Consider the following 18,768-nt stretch of genomic DNA (forward strand, 5'->3'; position numbering starts at 1 on the left):
GATAATCAGCCAGAATCAGGTAAGTGCAGCTTACCTGAGAGAAAGTGTTTAATTTAAGGCAGGAATACGGGGGCCTTCGCCCCCTGGAGAGTTAAAATCTTGCGCTGATCCCCGCATTGTATGACGTTTGTTCGCCGGAATCCAGGCCGGTGGTCTGGGAGACGGCGGCGAAGGCGGAAATGCTGTGGGTGATCTGGACGTTGGCGCCCACGGTCATGTCGACCCAGTCGTCGTCCTGCTCGCCGGTGGTGCGGCTAAAATGCGTGCGGGTGGATTTGATGGCGCCGGTCGCGGTATAGGTTTTGTCGCCGAACTGGCGGTCATACGTGACCTGTGCATACGGATTCACGATGCCCAGCTCCGCGTTCAGACGCCAGCCCAGCGCGCCGATTTGTGAGTGCGAGGTCTGGTCGCCAAAGCGCATCGACGTGCTGTTATTGCCCTTCTCGCTGTAACCCTCAATGCTGCTGTAATCCCAGCTGTACTGCGCCACCGGGCCGGTTTTCAGCACCGGTAAAATCGGGAAATCCCAGCCGGCGGTGATGCGGCCGCCAATCTGCTTACCGTCGGTTTCGCCGCGCTCAGTGCGGGTGGTTGGCCCGAGTTTGATGCTGCGGTTGATGTCGTCATAATTCAGCGAGCCGTAGTGGACATCGCCGTTGATCCAGCCGTTTTCGGCGATTTTCACGCCGGTAAACGCCGTCGCCATCCAGCCACGTGTGCGGTAACTGTAATGGTCAGTCGGATCCTGTTTATCGTCGGAACCGGAAATCATCAGCCCCATCATCCAGCGATCGGTCATCTGATAATCCATCCCGATATTGAGCGAATTCGAGGTCAGGGAGCCATCACCCAGCGACGGGTAAATTTTGCTGTCCGCACTTTGCCCGGCGTAACCGCCGAACATGCCGAAGGTTCCGGCGTCGTTATCCTGTGTGCGTAATTGCTGATAACGGCTGTCGAGAATTCCCTGCGTATTTCGCGCCAGTGCCAGCGAGCCCTGATTCAGCGCTGTGGCTTCCAGCGGGCCGTTGAGCACGGACTGCATGTATTCAGCGATCAGCGCGTGCGCCTGCGGTGTCGGGTGAAAGTGGTCAGCAAACAGAAAAGCTTTGCTGCTGTCGAAACCCGGCAGATTTGACGTACATTCGGAAGCTGAAGTCCCGACCGGGCATGCCGTGCCCGCCGTATTCGCGAACCCGTACAGCGCCGGATCGGCGATCACTTCATTGAACAAACCGTTAATGTCCACGCGCGCAATATTGCCGCCGGTTTTCGCCAGCGCAATATCCTCGGTCGTGTTGTAAGTGTCGGTCAGCCCGCCTGCGACGTCCTTCAGTGCGTCATAAGCGGCGGCCAGCCCTTTCGCAATCACATCCTGAACCAGCGGAATATTCGAACCTTCGGCCGCCGCGGCCGCAAGCGCGTTATGAATCGCTTCGGTACGCGCTGCGGCGTCCGGCGTGTTCTGCGCATTCAGATATTGATAGGCCGCTTCCAGCGCCTGCTGCTGAACCGGCAGCAATCCGACCTGAATAATTCCTTCCATCAGCACCGGCGTCAGCCCAATATTTGGCACCGTCGGCACAATCACCGTTCCGGCACCCGCTTTCAGCAAATCGTTTACCTGGGACGCGGCCTGCGTCGCGCTGTTGGTGGCGATATCCAGCGCGTTCAGCGGATTGAGCGCCGCCGCCGCCAGATCGTTTCCGCCAATCCAGTGAATATACAGCCCGTTGGGATCGGCTTTGCCACCGGTCGAGGCCAGATAACTTTTCACCTGATCCTGCGTGGTGTAATCAGAATCCAGCCCCGGCACCGCGACGCCGCCGCCTTCGGCATAGTTCAGCCCGCCTTGTGACGAAGGTTTTAAGGTTATGCCGATATCGTTCGCCAGGATCTCGTCATAAAGCTGATGCGTGCTGCTGTCGAAGGTCCAGCGGCCGATATTGCCGGTATCACTCAGACTGTCGCCAAAAACATAAAGCTGATCGTAAGCCTGTGCGGAAACCTGCGTTCCGAGGCAAAGCGCCACGGCGAATGCGCCCTGCGTCAGCCGTGTTGCGTACTTTTTTGTGCCTGCCATAAACCTGTTTTCCTGAAGTTTCAGCGGCGCATGCCCCTGATTAAATGTAAGGAATTCGTAATGAATGGCTTTAAATATTGTTCAGATCCGACCAGCGTCAAGTTCGTGACAGGTAAATTGCGACGTTGCAGAGTTATCCGAGAAACCACACACTGGAGCCACGCTTTCAAGGAGAAAACGAGATGACGCGCTGCAGCTGGGTTTCAAAAGAACCGATTTACCTCGATTACCACGATAAAGAATGGGGCGTGCCGGTCAAAGATGGCCGTGAGTTATTTGAAATGCTGTGCCTCGAAGGCCAGCAGGCCGGGCTTTCGTGGATAACGGTGCTGAGAAAGCGCGAAAATTATCGCCAGAACTTCCACGCGTTTGATCCGGTGAAAATTGTCAAAATGACCGACGACGACGTCGAACGCCTGGTGCTGGATGCCGGTATCATTCGTCATCGGGGAAAAATCAAAGCCATCATCGGCAACGCACAGGCTTATCTGGCGATGCAGGCCAGCGGCGAGGACTTCTCAGATTTCATCTGGAGCTTCGTGGGCAATCAACCGGTCATCAATAATCCACTCGGCCCGGAAGGCGTTCCGGCCAAAACGACGGTGTCCGATGCAATGTCCAAAGCACTGAAAAAGAAAGGCTTTAAGTTTATCGGCTCAACGATTTGTTATGCCTTTATGCAGGCGGCAGGCCTGGTGAACGATCACCAGTCTTATTGCTTCTGCCATCCGGCGAATCAGCCGTCATGATCCGCCTTGCGCAGCCCGCCGATCACGAAGCCATTCTGTTGCTCTGGCTGCGCAGTTCCCTGATCTCTCATTCTTTCATTGCCGAATCCTACTGGATTGAAAGCCTGCAAATGGTAAGGGAAGATTTTTTGCCTAAAGCCCGGACCTGGGTTGAGTGTGACGAAAAAGGTCATATCGGCGGGTTTATCAGCGTGCTGAATCAGCAGTTTATCGGCGCGCTGTTTGTGGAAGAAAGCCGCTACGGCGACGGCACAGCACAGCGCCTGATGGCCGCAGCCAAAACGGAATATCCGGTTCTGTTGCTGGAGGTGTATCAGCAAAATCACCGGGCGATGGCGTTCTATCGCAAGGAGAACTTTGAGATCACCGCTGAAACTTGCCACCCCGGAACCAACCTGCCGACATGGATCCTTCGCTGGTACTCTCCCCTTTCCGGATAAGCCTCCAAATCTGCAAAAACGGATAACCGGAATTCTCCTACTGCTTAATCCTTCAAAATTACGCATAAAGAGCGCCAGAACGCCGCAGGGCTGAACTCTGCCTGTTGCATTTGTTTATGTTTTGACACCTTTTTATGTGCAACTTGCCGTTAAGAGCGCGGTCATAATGCAGCAGTAAAGTTCTAAAAAATAAACATCCAGAAAGGAATTACGATGAACAAAAGACTTCTAGTAGTTGCGGGCGTGCTGTGTGTGACGATGGGCCTGTCAGCCTGTACTACCAACCCTTACACCGGGGAATCAGAAGCAGGCAAAGCGGGCATCGGTGCCGGGCTGGGCGCCGCACTCGGCGCTGGCGTTGGCATGCTTTCCTCATCCAAGCACGACCGCGGCAAAGGCGCGCTGATCGGGGCAGCGGCGGGGGCGGCACTGGGTGGTGGCGCAGGTTATTACATGGATGTGCAGGAGTCTAAACTGCGCGATAAAATGAAAGGCACCGGCGTCAGCGTGACCCGTCAGGGCGACAATATCGTGCTGAATATGCCGAACAACGTGACCTTCGACACCAACAGCAGCACGCTGAAACCGGCAGGCGCGAACACGCTGACCGGCGTGGCGATGGTACTGAAAGAGTATCCGAAAACCGCCGTAAACGTCGTCGGTTATACCGACAGCACCGGTACCCGTGCACTCAATATGAAACTGTCGCAGCAACGTGCTGACGGCGTGGGCAGCGCGTTGATCACACAGGGCGTTGAAGGCAGCCGTGTGAGGACAACCGGCGCAGGCCCGGATAATCCGATTGCCAGCAACAGCACTGAGGCCGGTAAAGCGCAGAACCGCCGCGTGGAAATCACCCTCAGCCCGATGCAATAATCGAGTTAATATCCAAAATTAAAACGGGGCCTCAGGGCTCCGTTTTAATTAAATAACGGACTAGTTCGCTTAAATTAAACGTATCACTTGAGATACTAACGATAGATAACAACGCGCCACCTCAGCATCAATTTATTATTTATATACTTTACCGCGACGGTATAAATTGTTTATATATTTAAAACAAACAAAACCTGAAAGACATATTGAAAAAACTAACAATGATTTTAATAAATAATTAATCCTTCATTTCTATTCGTGACGACGACCCTTAATTATTACAACTTGCGTAGTTTATAGTGGGCCTCATTTTAAAAGGAAAATAAGGCCCGAAAATGGAATGGAAACCGAATTTATTCGTTACACTACTATCCTGTGCAATATTTAATACATATGCGGGCGTGATGCGTGAAGACGTATCCGTTCAGGATTACCGCGACTTTGCCGAAAACTTGGGTAAATACACGCCTGGCACTGAAAATATTGAAGTGTTTAAAACTGATGGCACATCTGCCGGCTTTCTTAATTTCCCGATGCCGGATTTTAGTTCTTCAGATGACAGCGCCGTTGCGACGTTAATATCACCGTCTCATATTGTTAGCGTTGCACATAATGGGGGTTATGGCGGGGTTAAATTTGGAAATGGCGCAAAATATTCCTATAGCTTTAAAATTATTAGCAGGAATATAGATCCTTCAGGTAAAGATTTTCATACCCCACGCTTAAATAAAGTTGTCACTGATGTAGCCCCCTCCTCCATGGTCATCGCCAATGACGTACGCAACGATCATGAGCGATATAAATATTTTTCGCGTGTCGGCTCAGGTACTCAATATCAGATCGACGCAGCCACACAAAAAAATAAATGGCTAAGCGGAGCTTATAATTGGATAAGTGGCGGTACGATTGTAAACCCCACTTTTGAAAACTGGCGGTTGCGGTGGACAAATTATGGCCCGAAAGATTCACGTGTACAGCCTTTCAGCAGTGCGGGGCAAGGGGGTGACAGCGGGAGCCCGCTCTTTGTCTACGACAGCCTGGAAAAACACTGGAAGTTATACGGCGTTTTAACGTCTGGCTCAGATTACGGCGTTTATAACATCACGACTTATGCCTTGGATTTGCAGACAGCATTTATACAATCCGTCATTAATGCAACGACCGATCCCGATGTCACAGATACGAAAGCGGATGGCAATATTCACTGGGGCAAGCTGGCGATAGCTCAGGGCAACTCTCAGTGGAAATGGCATGGCCTGAATTATGCGTTGCCCACTCAGGCCAGTTATGAAGAACTGAATACGACACACGACCTGCGTTTTAACGGCGAGGGCGGGCTGATCGTACTGGATTCTTCCGTCAATCACGGCGCGGCAAAACTCCAGTTTTCCAATGATTATCGGGTTATCTCAGCGGAAGGAGCAAACTCAACCTGGGTCGGTGGCGGTGTTGAAGTAGATGCAGGTAAAACCGTCAGCTGGGAAGTTAATGGGCTCGCGGGCGATAACCTTCACAAAATTGGTGAAGGCACGTTGCATGTTAATGCCACTGGAGTTAACGGAGGGGGATTGAGGGTTGGGGACGGCACTGTCATTCTGGCACAACACGCCGATCAACATAATCAGCGGCAGGCATTTTCCACCGTCACACTGGTCAGTGGCCGCCCTGTAGTACAGCTTGGCGATGCCGGCCAAATTACGGGGGACCAAATACAGTTCGGTACGCGCGGGGGTACGCTGGATCTCAATGGCTATGATCTGTCCTTCACCACCATTAATCATAATGACGCGGGTGCCGTTATTGCCAATACCAACGATGCTCATGCGTCTACGGTGACATTGAACAACACTTCCGCACAGGTATTTGTCGGCCATTTAGGCTCTGCGGAGCATCCCGACTCACTCAATATTGTCTACGCTCCGGTCGGAAATCAAAGCTGGAACTTCGCGGGTGGCGGCAATGTTAACAACATGGCATTGCAAGCTGGAACCACGATTTTTAGCGGGCGGCCCACACCCCATGCAGCCAGAGTGGTATTCAGCGATGACTGGATTAACGAAAGCTACCATGTGAATAATCTGCAGGTAAAAAGCGGTGCACATTTCGTTCTGAATGAACATGCATCCCTGTCTGGTGGCGTCACGCTTGCTGAACAAGCTGACATGGTCATGGCAGGCAAAACACATTTTACCGGCAATATTGAGGTGAACAAACTCGCGAAACTGATCATGGTGAATGATCCAACAACGCTGGCCAGCACCGATGGCTCCGCAGACAACTGGCTTATCGGTCGCGTGACAGGGGAAGGCTCGCTGGAAAAATATGGCGGCAACACCCTGTTCTGGAAGGGTGAAAATACCCTGAACGGTGGGGTTACTGTTTATGGTGGAACCCTGAATCTTGATGGCTCTGTAAATTCTGATGTGCATATGTACGAGGGTACAACCCTGGCAGGTGTCGCCACAGTCAATAATCTCACGCTGGGCGATAGCGTTTCGCTGCATCCTTTTGATGATTCAAATTCGGGGCTGCTAAAAGCGGGGAGTTTTGCCGCTGTTTCACAAACAGTGACTGGAAATTTAGTGGCTGCAAATAATACCCGTCTTAACTTACGCAGCTACCTGGGCGAGCAGCAATCTGCGAGTGATACGTTGCTGGTTGCGGGGAATGTTGATGCAACACGGGAAGCCATAACGATACAGGTTGATCTGCTCGGGGAAGGTTATATGACCGATCTGAACAGTAGCGGTATTGCAGGGGCTAAAGAAGGGATGTCACTGGTACAAGTAGGTGGAATGTCAACTAAAGACAGTTTCCAGCTTGAGCATGGTTATGTCGCCAATGGCCCATGGCAATATTCACTTTATGCGTTTGCACCCGGCAAAAGTGACGAAGCAGGCCGTAAAGTTAGCGGCAGTGGCGGGTACTGGGATTATCGTCTGGAATCTCGCTATCTGACTGAGGGCGATGAACCAACGCCCGTTCCAGACCCAACACCGGATGAACCAGTTGTGATCCCAGATCCCACTCAAGATGTGCCTGATAGCGGAGCTTACGATCCTGTTACGCCTTTGCAGCCAAGCCGGCTTGCTGTCATTCCACAGGTTCCGTCTTACTTATCGTTGCCATCCGCGCTGCTCAGTTATAACAGCAGAATAAATCAGACATTTCGTAATCTGGCGCAAACCTCGATCATGGCAGGGAAAGAGAGCGAACATTACCCGGTCTGGTTGCAGTACATCAATGGTGAAGACACCTATCATTCCTCCCTGGATTTTGCCCATTATGGTTACGATTACACCCAGAAAGAGCAGGGCTGGCTGCTGGGTGGGAAAGTGATGCATCTGGGTAATGATGAGCAATATCTGGCGTGGAATGTAGCTATCTCAAACGCCGACTTGAAAGTGACTCCGGATGCCAGGGACGGCAACAGCGAAGGGAATTACACGACGTATGGCCTGACCTCGCAGCTCACCTTCCGCCATCAAAACGGATGGACCTTTGACCTCGGCGCGGATATCACAAAATACGATGGAGATGTTTCGACCGATGCGCGCGGTAAAGTGGCCAACATTGACGCTTATTCCTGGAGCGGTACGCTTGAAAGTAGCTACCCGTTTGTCTTTGGCGACCACGAAATTGCTCCTGTAGTGGGTGCGGGTATCCAGGTATTAAAGGTGGACGACTTCACCGATATAGACGGTACTGCAGTGCACTACGACAATATCGTTCGCCCAACCGGGCAAACTGGTGCCCGTTATCGTTACAAACTACGCAATAGCGCAGCGGGTAACCTGATGTTCTACTCCAACGCTTATCTCACCAAAGACTTCAGCAATACGCCGGATGTATGGATTGGCAGCGCCCGTAATCACGATAACGCTTCCACGTTCAATATGGGAATGCCGGGGAGTTCGGCAAGTATTGATGTCGGTATCATTAGTGAGATTACCCCCCTCATCTCAGTGAATACTGGCGTTCAGTATCAGCAGCGTTTAAGTCGTAGCGATGAAGGTATCAGCTCATGGCAGGCAAATGCCGGCATGAGGATTACGTTCTAATAAAGCAAATGAATATCCACCTCTTTGAGAGGTGGATATTACACTGACAATAAGAACGGAGCCTCAGGGGTTCGTTTTTCGTTTATGCTATTCTCCGCCAAAGCCTCTTCCCCCACCTGCGCAACGGAACTCAGCATGTCGCTAAAAGCTATCGCGAAAGATCTCGGTCTCTCTGTCACCACCGTCAGCCGTGCGCTGAACGGTTACGATGACGTTTCAGCAGACACCAAAGCGCGGGTTCAGGCGGCGGCAGATTTACGCGGTTATCGCCCGAACACCCTTGCCCGCCGGTTGAAAATGGGCAAGATCGATGCCGTCGGTCTGATTTTCCCGTTCACTTCACACCCTTTAAGCAATTCTGCGTTCATCGAAATGGTCGGCTGTATTACCCGCGAACTGGCGAAATATGAAATCGATTTGCTGCTGGTGCCGGACGAACTCGGCACATTTTCGTGGCGGCGGCTTATCGAAAGTAAACGCGTCGATGCCATGCTGGTGGCGCATACGCTGGATAACGACCCGCGCCTGCTGGATTTGCAGCAGCGTAATTTCCCGTTTCTGGCGCTGGGGCGCAGCCAGTGTCTGACGCAGGATTACGCCTGGTTTGATTTCGATAACCGCGCCGGCATGCAGATGGCGGTCGATCATCTGGCCGCGCTCGGCCACAGCCGTATCGCGTTTCTCGGCGAGAACAATCAGCAATCGTTTATTGGCCAGCGCCATCAGGGTTATCTCGATGGTTTGCAGGCAAACAACCTGCCGCTCAATCCAGGTTACGCGCATAAAGTCAGCCCCAGCCGCCGTGCCGGTTATCAGGCCACGCAGGCGCTGCTGGCGTTACCTCAGCCGCCAACCGCAATTGTCTGCGACTGTAATATGCACGGCGAAGGCGCGGCGCTGGCGTTGCACGAAGCTGGTTTACTGCTCAGCGGCGGCGTTTCGCTGATTATTTTTGACGGATTACCTTCCGACAGCGTGCCCGACGTCGCCGTCACGGCTGTCCGTCAGGGCACGCGCGAAGCGGTCGGGCTGCAAATTGCCGACATGACGCGGGCGCTGATCCGCAATGAGCCGGTAAACAATTTGCAGGTACTCTGGCAGCCGGAATTACAGGCGGGCGTCACCGCACATCCACCACGCTGATACTTCCCTTTTAGATTATTTTTCCACTCTATATCACAAATTTGGACGGTTATATTTCCAATCCGAAACGTTTCGGATCAATAGTTACTCCACAAAATCGCGTTTTATCGCTGCATTTTACCCTTGTGGAGTTGTGACAATATGGAAAACCAGACCGTCCATTTAACCAGTGAACACACCAGCCTGATTGTGCGCTGCACGCCGTTCGCCGAAATCCTTTACTGGGGAAAACGCCTCAGCCAGTTTTCAGAGCAAGATCTGATTTCCCTGGCTCGTGCGGTGCCCAATGGCCGTATTGATGTCGATGCACCGGTCAATCTCAGCGCCGATTCCGGGCGCGGCTTGTTCGGTACGCCGGGCGTGGAAGGCCATCGCGACGGTCTGGACTGGTCACCGGTGTTCCATACGACGGACGTCAGGCATCACGGTAATCAGCTGACCATCACCACCGAAGACCCGATCGCCGGTCTGCAATTTCGCAGTGAACTGCATCTGGATGCCAGTGGCATTTTGCAGGCACGAAATGCGCTGACCAACCTCAAACCCGGCACTTATCAGCTGACGCGTCTGGCCGTTACGCTGCCGCTGCCAGAGCGCGCTGCCGAAGTGATGGCGTTTCATGGCCGCTGGATCAAAGAGTTTCAGCCGCACCGCACGTTGCTGGATCACGGCGGCATCGTTCAGGAAAACCGCCGTGGCAAAACCTCTTCTGAACATTTTCCGGCGATGATGATCGGTCATCGGGGTTTCAGCGAAGAACAGGGCGAAGTCTGGGGAATGCATCTGGGCTGGAGCGGCAATCACCGCCTGCGGGCAGATATCAAAACCGATGGCCGCCGCGTGGTGCAGGCTGAAGCCCTGTATTTCCCCGGCGAACAGCGTCTCGAAGAAGGAGAAACGCTGGAAACGCCATGGCTCTACGCCAGTTATTCCGCCAGCGGTCTGAACCGCATGAGCCAGCAGTTTCACCGGTTTGTGCGTGAGCAGATCCTGCGCTTCCCGGTGGAAAAACCGCGTCCGGTGCACCTCAACACCTGGGAAGGCATCTATTTCGATCACGATCCCGGCTACATCATGCAGATGGCGACAGAATCCGCGGCGTTAGGCGTTGAACGCTTCATTATCGACGACGGCTGGTTCCGCGGGCGCGATCATGACCGCGCCGCGCTGGGCGACTGGTATCTCGACGAAAAGAAATACCCGAACGGGCTGAAACCGGTGATTGACCATGTCAAAAAACTCGGCATGGAATTTGGTATCTGGGTTGAACCGGAAATGATTAACCCGGATTCGGATTTGTACCGCGCACATCCGGACTGGCTGCTGGCGTTGCCGGGTTATCAGCAACCGAGTGGCCGTCATCAGTTCGTGCTCGATCTGAATAATCCGCAGGTCTTTGATTATCTGGTGGAACGCATGAGCTGGCTGCTCGGCGAGCACGACGTGGATTATGTGAAATGGGACATGAACCGCGAAATCGTTCAGCCGGGGCATGAAGGCCGCGCGGCGCTGACAAACCAGACGCGGCAGTTTTATCGTCTGCTCGACGTACTCGGCGGGCGCTTCCCGCACATTGAGTTTGAATCCTGCGCGTCGGGCGGCGGGCGCATTGATTATGAGGTACTCAAACGCAGCCATCGTTTCTGGACATCTGACAACAACGACGCGCTGGAGCGGCAGAAAATTCAACGCGGCATGAGCTATTTCTTCCCGCCGGAAGTGATGGGATCGCACATCGGCAACAAGCTGTGCCACGCCACCTCGCGCCAGCACAGCATTGCGTTTCGCGGCCTGACGGCGCTGTTCGGGCACATGGGTATTGAGCTTGATCCGGTGAAAGAAGGCGACGCCGAACGCGCCGGATTTGCGAAATATACCCGGCTACATCAGCAGTTGCGGCCATTGCTGCACAGCGGCGATGTGTACCGCATCGACAGCCACGATGATTCCATGCTGATTAACGGCGTGGTCAGCAAAAACGGCGATCACGCGGTGTTTCTGGTCAGCCAGCTTGCGATGCCGACCTGGTCACTGCCGGGAACGCTTCGGGTGCCAGGGCTAAACCCAGACGCCCGTTATCGCGTCACGGTGCTGGATGAACCGGAATTGCTGGCAGGCGGCGGAAGCGGCCACACCATGCGCGCACAACCGGCGTGGTTGCACGAATCACCGGTGCTGGGCGGTGAATGGCTGGCGAACGCCGGGCTGACATTGCCGGTGCTGGATCCGGAAAGCGCCCTGCTGTTGGGCTTTGAAGAAATGAAATAACAACAAAAAACGCCGGTACGCAGGTGCCGGTTTTCATGGTTTCGGCAAGGAAATCACTATGAACCCTACACAAACTTCCGATCGCTGTTTCTATAAAAAAAATACTAACTTCTGGATATTTGGTGCCTATTTCTTTCTCTACTTCTTCATTATGGCGACCTGTTATCCGTTTTTACCGATCTGGCTTTCGGACATTATCGGCCTTAGCAAAACGGAAACCGGCATCGTATTTTCCAGCATGTCACTGTTTGCCATTCTGTTTCAGCCTATTTTCGGCGTTATTTCTGACAAGCTCGGCCTCAAAAAACATCTTCTGTGGATTATCGCGGTGCTGCTTTTTCTGTTTGCGCCGTTCTTTATTTACGTCTTCGCTCCGCTGCTGAAAATTAATATCGTGCTCGGCGCGATACTCGGCGGCGCATATATCGGCTTCGTTTTTGCCGGCGGTTCCGGCGCAACCGAGGCGTATATCGAAAGGGTCAGCCGCAACAGCGCTTTTGAATACGGTAAGGCGCGGATGTTCGGCTGTTTTGGCTGGGGGATTTGCGCCTCGACCGCAGGCGTGTTGTTTAACATCAACCCGAATATCGTGTTCTGGATGGGTTCCGGCGCGGCATTGATCCTGATGGTTCTGCTGCTGATTTCCCGTCCGCAGGAAAACAAGAATGCCGTGGTGATGGACAAACTGGGTGCCAATCAGCCGCAATTTTCGCTGAAAACGGCGGCGTTGCTGCTGAAAGAACGCAAACTGTGGATGCTGATTTTGTACGTGATCGGCGTTGCCTGCGTCTATGACGTATTTGATCAGCAATTCGCCACGTTCTTCAAAACCTTCTTTGCCTCACCGCAGCAGGGTACGGAAATGTTCGGCTACGTCACCACTGCGGGCGAGCTGTGCAACGCGCTGATCATGTTCTGTTCGCCGTGGATTATTAACCGCATCGGCGCGAAAAATACGCTGCTGCTGGCAGGCACCATTATGTCGATCCGCATTGTAGGCTCGTCATTTGCGACCACCGCCATCGAAGTCATTCTGCTGAAAATGCTGCACGCACTGGAAGTGCCGTTCCTTCTGGTCGGCGTGTTCAAATACATCACGCAGATTTTTGATGTCCGGTTCTCGGCGACCATTTATCTGATCGGGTTTAACTTTGCCAAACAGCTGGCGGCAATTTTCCTTTCGGCGTTCGCCGGCAGCTTGTATGACCGCATCGGGTTCAGCGACACCTATCTGATCCTTGGCGGTATCGCGTTTGGCGTCACGATCATTTCCGCGTTTACGCTCAGTAACCGGCCGGAGAAACAGGCGGTTCCGGCGGCAAGACCGGCGGAAGGATTGCGCTGAGTAACGGATGCAGCCTTTCGGCACTCTGTGCTAGTCTCCGTGGGAAAAGCATGACGGGGGAAAGGTTGTGAGCAAAAAACAGGAACCGGCCGCGGCGGTACGCGCAACAATACGCGATGTCGCCAGCGCCGCGAAAACGGGCAAAACCAGCGTTTCACGCTATCTCAATGGTGAAAAAGACCTGCTGTCCGACGCGTTAAAAGAGCGCATCGGGCGGGCGATCGCCCTGCTCGATTATCAGCCCAGCCAGATGGCCCGTAGCCTGAAAAGCGGCCAGACGCGTCTTGTCGGGCTGATTATTGCCGATATCACCAATCCCTATTCTGTAGAAGTCATGCGTGGCGTTGAAGCGGCCTGCCGTCAGGAAGGGCTGACGCTGCTGGTCTGTAATACCAATAACGAGCTCGATCAGGAAAAGCATTACCTGCAATTGCTCAGCAGTTATCGCGTGGACGGCATTGTGGTCAACGCCGTCGGTATGCGCGAGGCGGCGATTTCCACACTGCAACAGGCCAATTTACCGATGGTGCTGATCGACCGTAAAGTCGCGGATTTCGCCTGCGACGTCATTGGTCTGAACAACGTGGAAGCGACGCAGATGATGACCAATCACCTCCTGCAACAGGGTTTCGAAGCCCTGCTTTTCATCAGTGAACCCGCCACGATTAATACCCGTTTTGACCGTTTGCGCACTTTTCTCCAGCGCATGCAGCAATCACCGCAATACATCGCTGAACAGGGCGAGATTGAGATCAGTAATACCGAAGGGCTGGACACCCTGCTCAGAGAGTTCATCAGTCGGCATCCGGATAAACATAAAGCAGTAATGTGTGTAAATGGCACCCTGACCCTGCAGGTGACACGCGCAATGCGCCGCCTCGGTATTGTCTGGGGGCCTGATATCGGGTTATCCGGCTTTGACGAACTGGTCTGGGCCGAACTGGCAGGCGTCGGGATCACTACGCTGAAACAGCCGACCTACGATATGGGTGTCGCTGCACTCAAACGGCTTGTGACCCGCATACAGGGAAATACTGAACCGGTCACTGACCTGGAATTTTCCGGCGAGCTGATTGCGCGCGGTTCCACGGCGGCGCGCTGAATCTTTTTCTGTCCGGTTATCTCCCCGTTCTTCGTGAGCGGGATCATATTTTGGGCCTTTTTTCCTGTTGATTGGAACCGGTTCCAATTAGGTTGTATAAAACGAAACAAAACATTAACAACATCTCCGGCTGCCGTTTGTTTTACTAAAATGATGTTTTGGATTTGATCGCCTGCGCCGCCGCAGTGGCGCGTTTACCAGGATACACACGCATGAAAAGAGAAGTCGTCATTGTCACCGCCGCTTACGGCAACAGCGTGGTGAAGGCCCTTGGCGGGCAGGCCGCGCTGCTTTCTATCATTGCAGACGCACAGGCTGACGGTGTGGAAATTCGTCGCGAACTCTTCGGTGCAGAAGAGCTGAATTCCCTGCCCGAACTGGCGGAAAACATTAAGCGCCACGGACTGTTTTCGGTTTACTCAGTGCCCTTCCCGCTGTTCATCTCAGGCGGGAAACTGAATCCGGATGCAAAACAGTATTTTTCCGAAGCGCATGTTTTAGGTGCCCGCACCATTAAGTTTTCGCTGGGCGAATTCGAACCGGGTGCAGATCTGACGCCGTTGCGCGTGCTGCTGAATTCTCAGAGCGTCAAACTGGTGGTGGAAAATGACCAGTCGAGCGACTGCGGAATTTTGTCGCGCATTAATGCCTTTGCGTTTGCCGCGGAATCCCTGCATCTGCCCCTGAGCCTGACGTTTGATATGGCGAACTGGCTGTGGGTTGGGCAGGATCCGGCCGCTGCCGCCGAGCGTCTGGCGCGACATGTGGGTTATGTACATGTGAAAGCCGCGGAAAATCGCGCGGGGAAATGGCACGCCGTGGCGCTCGATAACAGCGATGGCAGTTGGGAACCCTTGCTGAAAATTTTGCCGCAGGATGTGCCGCGCGGCATCGAATTCCCGCTGGAAGGGGATGACCTGACCGCCGTGACGCGTTACTACACCGAACTGCTGCGTAAATAATTCTGATGCCTCATCAGGAGAAATCGCCATGAAACAGCCCGGGATCGCCACCCGCCGGTGGTGGTACATCATGCCGGTCGTGTTCATCACGTACAGCCTGGCCTATGTCGACCGCTCAAACTTCAGTTTCGCATCGGCGGCGGGCATTAATGACGATCTGGGCATCACCAAAGGCATGTCATCCCTGCTGGGCGCGCTGTTTTTCTTAGGCTATTTCTTCTTCCAAATCCCCGGCACGGTTTACGCCGAGCGGCGCAGCGTTAAAAAGCTGATTTTCTGGTGTTTATTGCTGTGGGGCGGATTCGCCTCACTCACCGGTGTCGTCACCGATATTCCGATGCTGGCGGTGATCCGTTTCGCACTGGGCGTGGTGGAAGCCGCGGTCATGCCCGCCATGCTGGTGTATATCAGCAACTGGTTTACGAAGTCCGAACGCTCGCGCGCCAATACGTTTCTGATCCTCGGCAATCCGGTCACGGTGCTGTGGATGTCGGTGCTTTCCGGCTATCTGATCAAGTCATTCGGCTGGCGGGAGATGTTTATTTTCGAGGGTATTCCGGCGGTGATCTGGGCGATTATCTGGTGGTTCACCGTTAAAGATAAACCCGAAGAAGTCAGCTGGCTGAGCAGTCAGGAAAAGAAAGCGCTGGCCGAACAGCTGGAAAAAGAGCAGGAAAGTATTCAGGCGGTGGGCGGTTATCGCGAAGCCTTCCGCTCGCGGAACGTCATTTTCCTTTGCCTGCAATATTTCTTCTGGAGCATCGGCGTATACGGCTTTGTGCTGTGGCTGCCGTCGATTTTGCGCGACGGCAAATCGATGGGTATGGTAGAAGCCGGCTGGCTCTCTTCTGCACCTTATCTGGCGGCCACCATCGCGATGATTGTCGTGTCATGGGCCTCAGACAAAATGCAAAACCGCCGGTTATTTGTCTGGCCGTTGTTACTGGTCGGCGCGCTGGCATTTTTCGGTTCATGGGCCGTTGGCACAAACAATTTCTGGCTTTCGTACAGTTTACTGGTGGTCGCCGCCGCCGCAATGTATGCCCCGTATGGTCCGTTTTTTGCAATCATTCCTGAAATGCTGCCGAAGAATGTTTCCGGCGGCGCGATGGCGTTAATCAACAGCCTCGGGGCGCTTGGCTCATTCTTTGGTTCCTGGTTTGTCGGCTATCTGAACGGTAATACCGGCAGCCCGGCAGCCTCCTTTATTTTTATGGCCGTGTCGTTACTGGTTTCCGCAGGATTAACCCTGCTGGTAAAACCGCGACAATCTGAAATGAAACAAAAAGAAGTTTCCTTAACCTGAGGGAGTTGTAATTGATGAAGCCGTCTATCGTTGTGTATAAGAAACAACCCGCAGACCTGCAGCAACGCCTGGAACAGCATTTCGCCATCACCCAATTTGATGACATCACTGAAGAAAACCGTGCGCAGGTTTTAGACGCATTGCAGAACGCAGAAGGGTTACTCGGCTCAGGCGGGCGGGTGGATAAAGATTTGCTGGATCACGCACCGCGCCTGCGCGCCGTTTCCACCAGCTCCGTCGGCTATGATAATTTTGACGTCGCTGAACTGACGCGTCGTGAAATCCCGCTGATGCACACCCCGACCGCGCTGACCGATACGGTCGCCGATACCGTGATGGCGCTGGTGCTGGCGACTGCCCGCCGTGTCGTGAATCTGGCCGAACGAGTGAAAGCGGGCGAATGGACAGAAAACGTCGGACCCGACTGGTTCAGCATTGATGTTCACCACAAAACCATGGGCATTATCGGCATGGGCCGCATCGGCCTGGCGCTCGCGCAACGTGCGCATTTCGGTTTTGATATGCCGATTCTGTACAACGCCCGCAGCCAGCATACCGAAGCAGAAGAGCGTTTTGGCGCACGTAAATGTGAGCTGGACGAACTGCTGGAGAAATCTGACTTTGTCTGTGTTCTGCTGCCGATGACCAAACAAACTTTCCATCTGATTGGCAAGGAACAGCTGGCGAAAATGAAATCCAGCGCCGTGCTGGTCAGCGCCGGTCGTGGCCCGGTGATTGATGAACCCGCACTGATTGAAGCACTGAAAGACGGGACGATTTATGGTGCCGGAATGGACGTGTTTGAGAAAGAACCGCTGCCGAAAGATTCCCCGCTGCTGAGCCTGCCAAACGTGGTGGCGCTGCCACATGTGGGTTCCGCTACCCATCAGACCCGCTATGATATGGCGGCCTGCGCGGTGGATAACCTGATTGCGGCCCTGAACGGTGAAGTAAAACAGTTCTGCGTTAATCCGGAAGTCCTCAGGAAGTAATCCTCTGTTCTCATTCCCTTTCAGTATCAACGGAGAGGGAATGAGAAATTCAAATCCCGGTGGTCCGATTGCACTGCTTTGCCGCAGGCGTTATGGTGGTCATCACATTTCGATAACATACAAAGCTTTCTATGACGTTTTCTGCTTTCGGTGACAAATTTACCCGCTTTTCAGGCATTACACGCCTGATGGGCGATATGAATGACGGTTTACGCACACCAGGTGCTGTGATGTTGGGCGGCGGTAATCCGGCGCAGATCCCTGAGATGCAGGATTATTTCCAGACGCTGCTGACGGAAATGCTGGCCGAGGGCAAGCTGACCGAAGCACTGTGCAATTACGATGGCCCGCAGGGCAAGGACGTACTGCGTCACGCACTGGCAGAAATGTTGCAGAAAGAACTCGGCTGGCAGCTCGATGCGCAAAATATCGCGCTGACCAACGGCAGCCAGAGCGCCTTCTTCTATTTGTTTAACCTGTTCGCCGGACGTCGCGCCGACGGCAGCATGTCAAAAGTGCTGTTCCCGCTGGCACCGGAATATCTGGGATACGCCGACGCAGGCCTGGATGAAAATCTGTTTATCTCTGCCAAGCCGAATATTGAATTGCTGCCGGAAGGCCAGTTCAAATATCACGTCGATTTTGATCACCTGAATATTACCGATGATATCGGTCTGATCTGCGTTTCCCGCCCGACCAATCCGACCGGCAACGTGATTACCGACGAAGAGCTGATCCGCCTCGATGCATTGGCGCAGCAAAAAGATATCCCGTTATTAATCGATAACGCCTATGGCGTGCCGTTCCCGGGTATTGTGTTTACCGACGCGACGCCGCTGTGGAACCCAAATATCATTCTGTGCATGAGCCTGTCGAAGCTCGGCCTGCCGGGTTCACGCTGCGGCATCGTGATTGCCGATGAGAAAATAATCAAAGCGATCAGTAATATGAACGGGATTATCAGTCTGTCGCCCGGCAGCGTCGGGCCAGCAATCGCCAATGAAATGATTGCCCGTGGCGATTTACTACGGCTTTCCGAGGAAGTCATCAAACCGTTTTATTACCAGCGCGTGCAGGAAACCATCGCCACGCTGCGCCGCTATCTGCCGGAAGAGCGTTGCCTGATCCACAAACCGGAAGGCGCGATTTTCCTGTGGCTGTGGTTTAAGGATTTGCCGATTACCACTGAAGTGTTGTATCAGCGCCTGAAACAGCGCGGCGTGCTGATGGTGCCTGGGGATTATTTCTTCCCGGGGCTGGAGCATCCGTGGGCACACACGCATCAGTGTATGCGTATGAACTACGTGCCGGACGCCGAACAAATTGAACGCGGCGTGAAAATTTTGGCGGAAGAAGTCGAGAAAGCGCACGCCGAAAATTAATTTTTCTGCGCGACAGGCATAAAAAAACAGGAGGACATTTGTCCTCCTGTTTTCGT

The 18,768-nt window shown here is 53.6% G+C and carries 13 protein-coding genes; 12 read left to right on the plus strand and 1 reads right to left on the minus strand.

Going from position 1 to position 18,768, the window contains the following annotated elements:
• Window positions 1-91 precede the first annotated feature (91 nt).
• Complete coding sequence (locus CWS43_RS14845) at window positions 92-2,086, minus strand: autotransporter outer membrane beta-barrel domain-containing protein (RefSeq protein WP_101077788.1); 1,995 nt, start codon at window positions 2,084-2,086, stop codon at window positions 92-94.
• 182 nt (window positions 2,087-2,268) lie between these two features.
• On the opposite strand from CWS43_RS14845, the gene CWS43_RS14850 reads away from it, so the two are divergent.
• From CWS43_RS14850 to CWS43_RS14905, 12 genes are all read left to right on the plus strand, one after another.
• Complete coding sequence (locus tag CWS43_RS14850) at window positions 2,269-2,835, plus strand: DNA-3-methyladenine glycosylase I (RefSeq protein ID WP_101077789.1); 567 nt, start codon at window positions 2,269-2,271, stop codon at window positions 2,833-2,835.
• Window positions 2,832-3,275, plus strand: a complete 444-nt coding sequence (locus CWS43_RS14855) for an N-acetyltransferase (protein WP_101077790.1) — start codon at window positions 2,832-2,834, stop codon at window positions 3,273-3,275. The genes CWS43_RS14850 and CWS43_RS14855 overlap by 4 nt, the downstream gene beginning before the upstream one ends.
• Window positions 3,276-3,488: 213 nt before the next feature.
• Window positions 3,489-4,151, plus strand: coding sequence for an OmpA family lipoprotein (locus CWS43_RS14860; RefSeq protein WP_101077791.1), 663 nt, complete (start codon window positions 3,489-3,491; stop codon window positions 4,149-4,151).
• A 335-nt stretch (window positions 4,152-4,486) separates the two neighbouring features.
• Complete coding sequence (locus CWS43_RS14865; protein ID WP_101077792.1) at window positions 4,487-8,212, plus strand: S6 family peptidase; 3,726 nt, start codon at window positions 4,487-4,489, stop codon at window positions 8,210-8,212.
• A 135-nt stretch (window positions 8,213-8,347) separates the two neighbouring features.
• The gene (locus CWS43_RS14870) at window positions 8,348-9,355 is read left to right on the plus strand and encodes a substrate-binding domain-containing protein (protein WP_101077793.1); all 1,008 of its coding nucleotides are present in this window, start codon (window positions 8,348-8,350) and stop codon (window positions 9,353-9,355) included.
• Window positions 9,356-9,496: 141 nt separating this feature from the next.
• Window positions 9,497-11,623 carry an alpha-galactosidase gene (locus CWS43_RS14875; protein ID WP_101077794.1) on the plus strand — a complete coding sequence of 709 codons (2,127 nt, stop codon included), beginning with the start codon at window positions 9,497-9,499 and terminating at the stop codon, window positions 11,621-11,623.
• A 58-nt stretch (window positions 11,624-11,681) separates the two neighbouring features.
• A complete protein-coding gene (locus CWS43_RS14880; RefSeq protein WP_101077795.1) occupies window positions 11,682-12,968 on the plus strand; it encodes an MFS transporter in 1,287 nt (428 codons plus the stop codon).
• 67 nt (window positions 12,969-13,035) lie between these two features.
• Window positions 13,036-14,070: a LacI family DNA-binding transcriptional regulator gene (locus CWS43_RS14885; RefSeq protein WP_101077796.1), complete on the plus strand. Its 1,035-nt coding sequence runs from the start codon at window positions 13,036-13,038 to the stop codon at window positions 14,068-14,070.
• Between the two features lie 212 nt (window positions 14,071-14,282).
• Window positions 14,283-15,032, plus strand: coding sequence for a sugar phosphate isomerase/epimerase (locus CWS43_RS14890; RefSeq protein WP_101077797.1), 750 nt, complete (start codon window positions 14,283-14,285; stop codon window positions 15,030-15,032).
• Between the two features lie 28 nt (window positions 15,033-15,060).
• Window positions 15,061-16,338, plus strand: coding sequence for an MFS transporter (locus CWS43_RS14895; protein ID WP_101077798.1), 1,278 nt, complete (start codon window positions 15,061-15,063; stop codon window positions 16,336-16,338).
• A 14-nt stretch (window positions 16,339-16,352) separates the two neighbouring features.
• On the plus strand, window positions 16,353-17,330 hold the full coding sequence (gene ghrB, locus CWS43_RS14900) for a glyoxylate/hydroxypyruvate reductase GhrB (protein ID WP_101077799.1): 978 nt from the start codon (window positions 16,353-16,355) through the stop codon (window positions 17,328-17,330).
• A 131-nt stretch (window positions 17,331-17,461) separates the two neighbouring features.
• A complete protein-coding gene (locus CWS43_RS14905; RefSeq protein WP_101077800.1) occupies window positions 17,462-18,712 on the plus strand; it encodes a valine--pyruvate transaminase in 1,251 nt (416 codons plus the stop codon).
• The last annotated feature ends 56 nt before the right edge of the window (window positions 18,713-18,768 follow it).

It is taken from the genome of Rahnella sp. AA, assembly GCF_002834385.1.
Taxonomy (GTDB): domain Bacteria; phylum Pseudomonadota; class Gammaproteobacteria; order Enterobacterales; family Enterobacteriaceae; genus Rahnella.

Coding starts and splice junctions, on each gene's coding strand:
- CWS43_RS14870 (WP_101077793.1), top strand. CDS start 8,348: ATGTCGCTAAAAGCTATCGCGAAAGATCTCGGTCTCTCTGTCACCACC.
- CWS43_RS14860 (WP_101077791.1), top strand. CDS start 3,489: ATGAACAAAAGACTTCTAGTAGTTGCGGGCGTGCTGTGTGTGACGATG.
- CWS43_RS14895 (WP_101077798.1), top strand. CDS start 15,061: ATGAAACAGCCCGGGATCGCCACCCGCCGGTGGTGGTACATCATGCCG.
- CWS43_RS14875 (WP_101077794.1), top strand. CDS start 9,497: ATGGAAAACCAGACCGTCCATTTAACCAGTGAACACACCAGCCTGATT.
- CWS43_RS14845 (WP_101077788.1), bottom strand. CDS start 2,086: ATGGCAGGCACAAAAAAGTACGCAACACGGCTGACGCAGGGCGCATTC.
- CWS43_RS14890 (WP_101077797.1), top strand. CDS start 14,283: ATGAAAAGAGAAGTCGTCATTGTCACCGCCGCTTACGGCAACAGCGTG.
- CWS43_RS14880 (WP_101077795.1), top strand. CDS start 11,682: ATGAACCCTACACAAACTTCCGATCGCTGTTTCTATAAAAAAAATACT.
- CWS43_RS14905 (WP_101077800.1), top strand. CDS start 17,462: ATGACGTTTTCTGCTTTCGGTGACAAATTTACCCGCTTTTCAGGCATT.
- CWS43_RS14850 (WP_101077789.1), top strand. CDS start 2,269: ATGACGCGCTGCAGCTGGGTTTCAAAAGAACCGATTTACCTCGATTAC.
- CWS43_RS14855 (WP_101077790.1), top strand. CDS start 2,832: ATGATCCGCCTTGCGCAGCCCGCCGATCACGAAGCCATTCTGTTGCTC.
- CWS43_RS14865 (WP_101077792.1), top strand. CDS start 4,487: ATGGAATGGAAACCGAATTTATTCGTTACACTACTATCCTGTGCAATA.
- ghrB (WP_101077799.1), top strand. CDS start 16,353: ATGAAGCCGTCTATCGTTGTGTATAAGAAACAACCCGCAGACCTGCAG.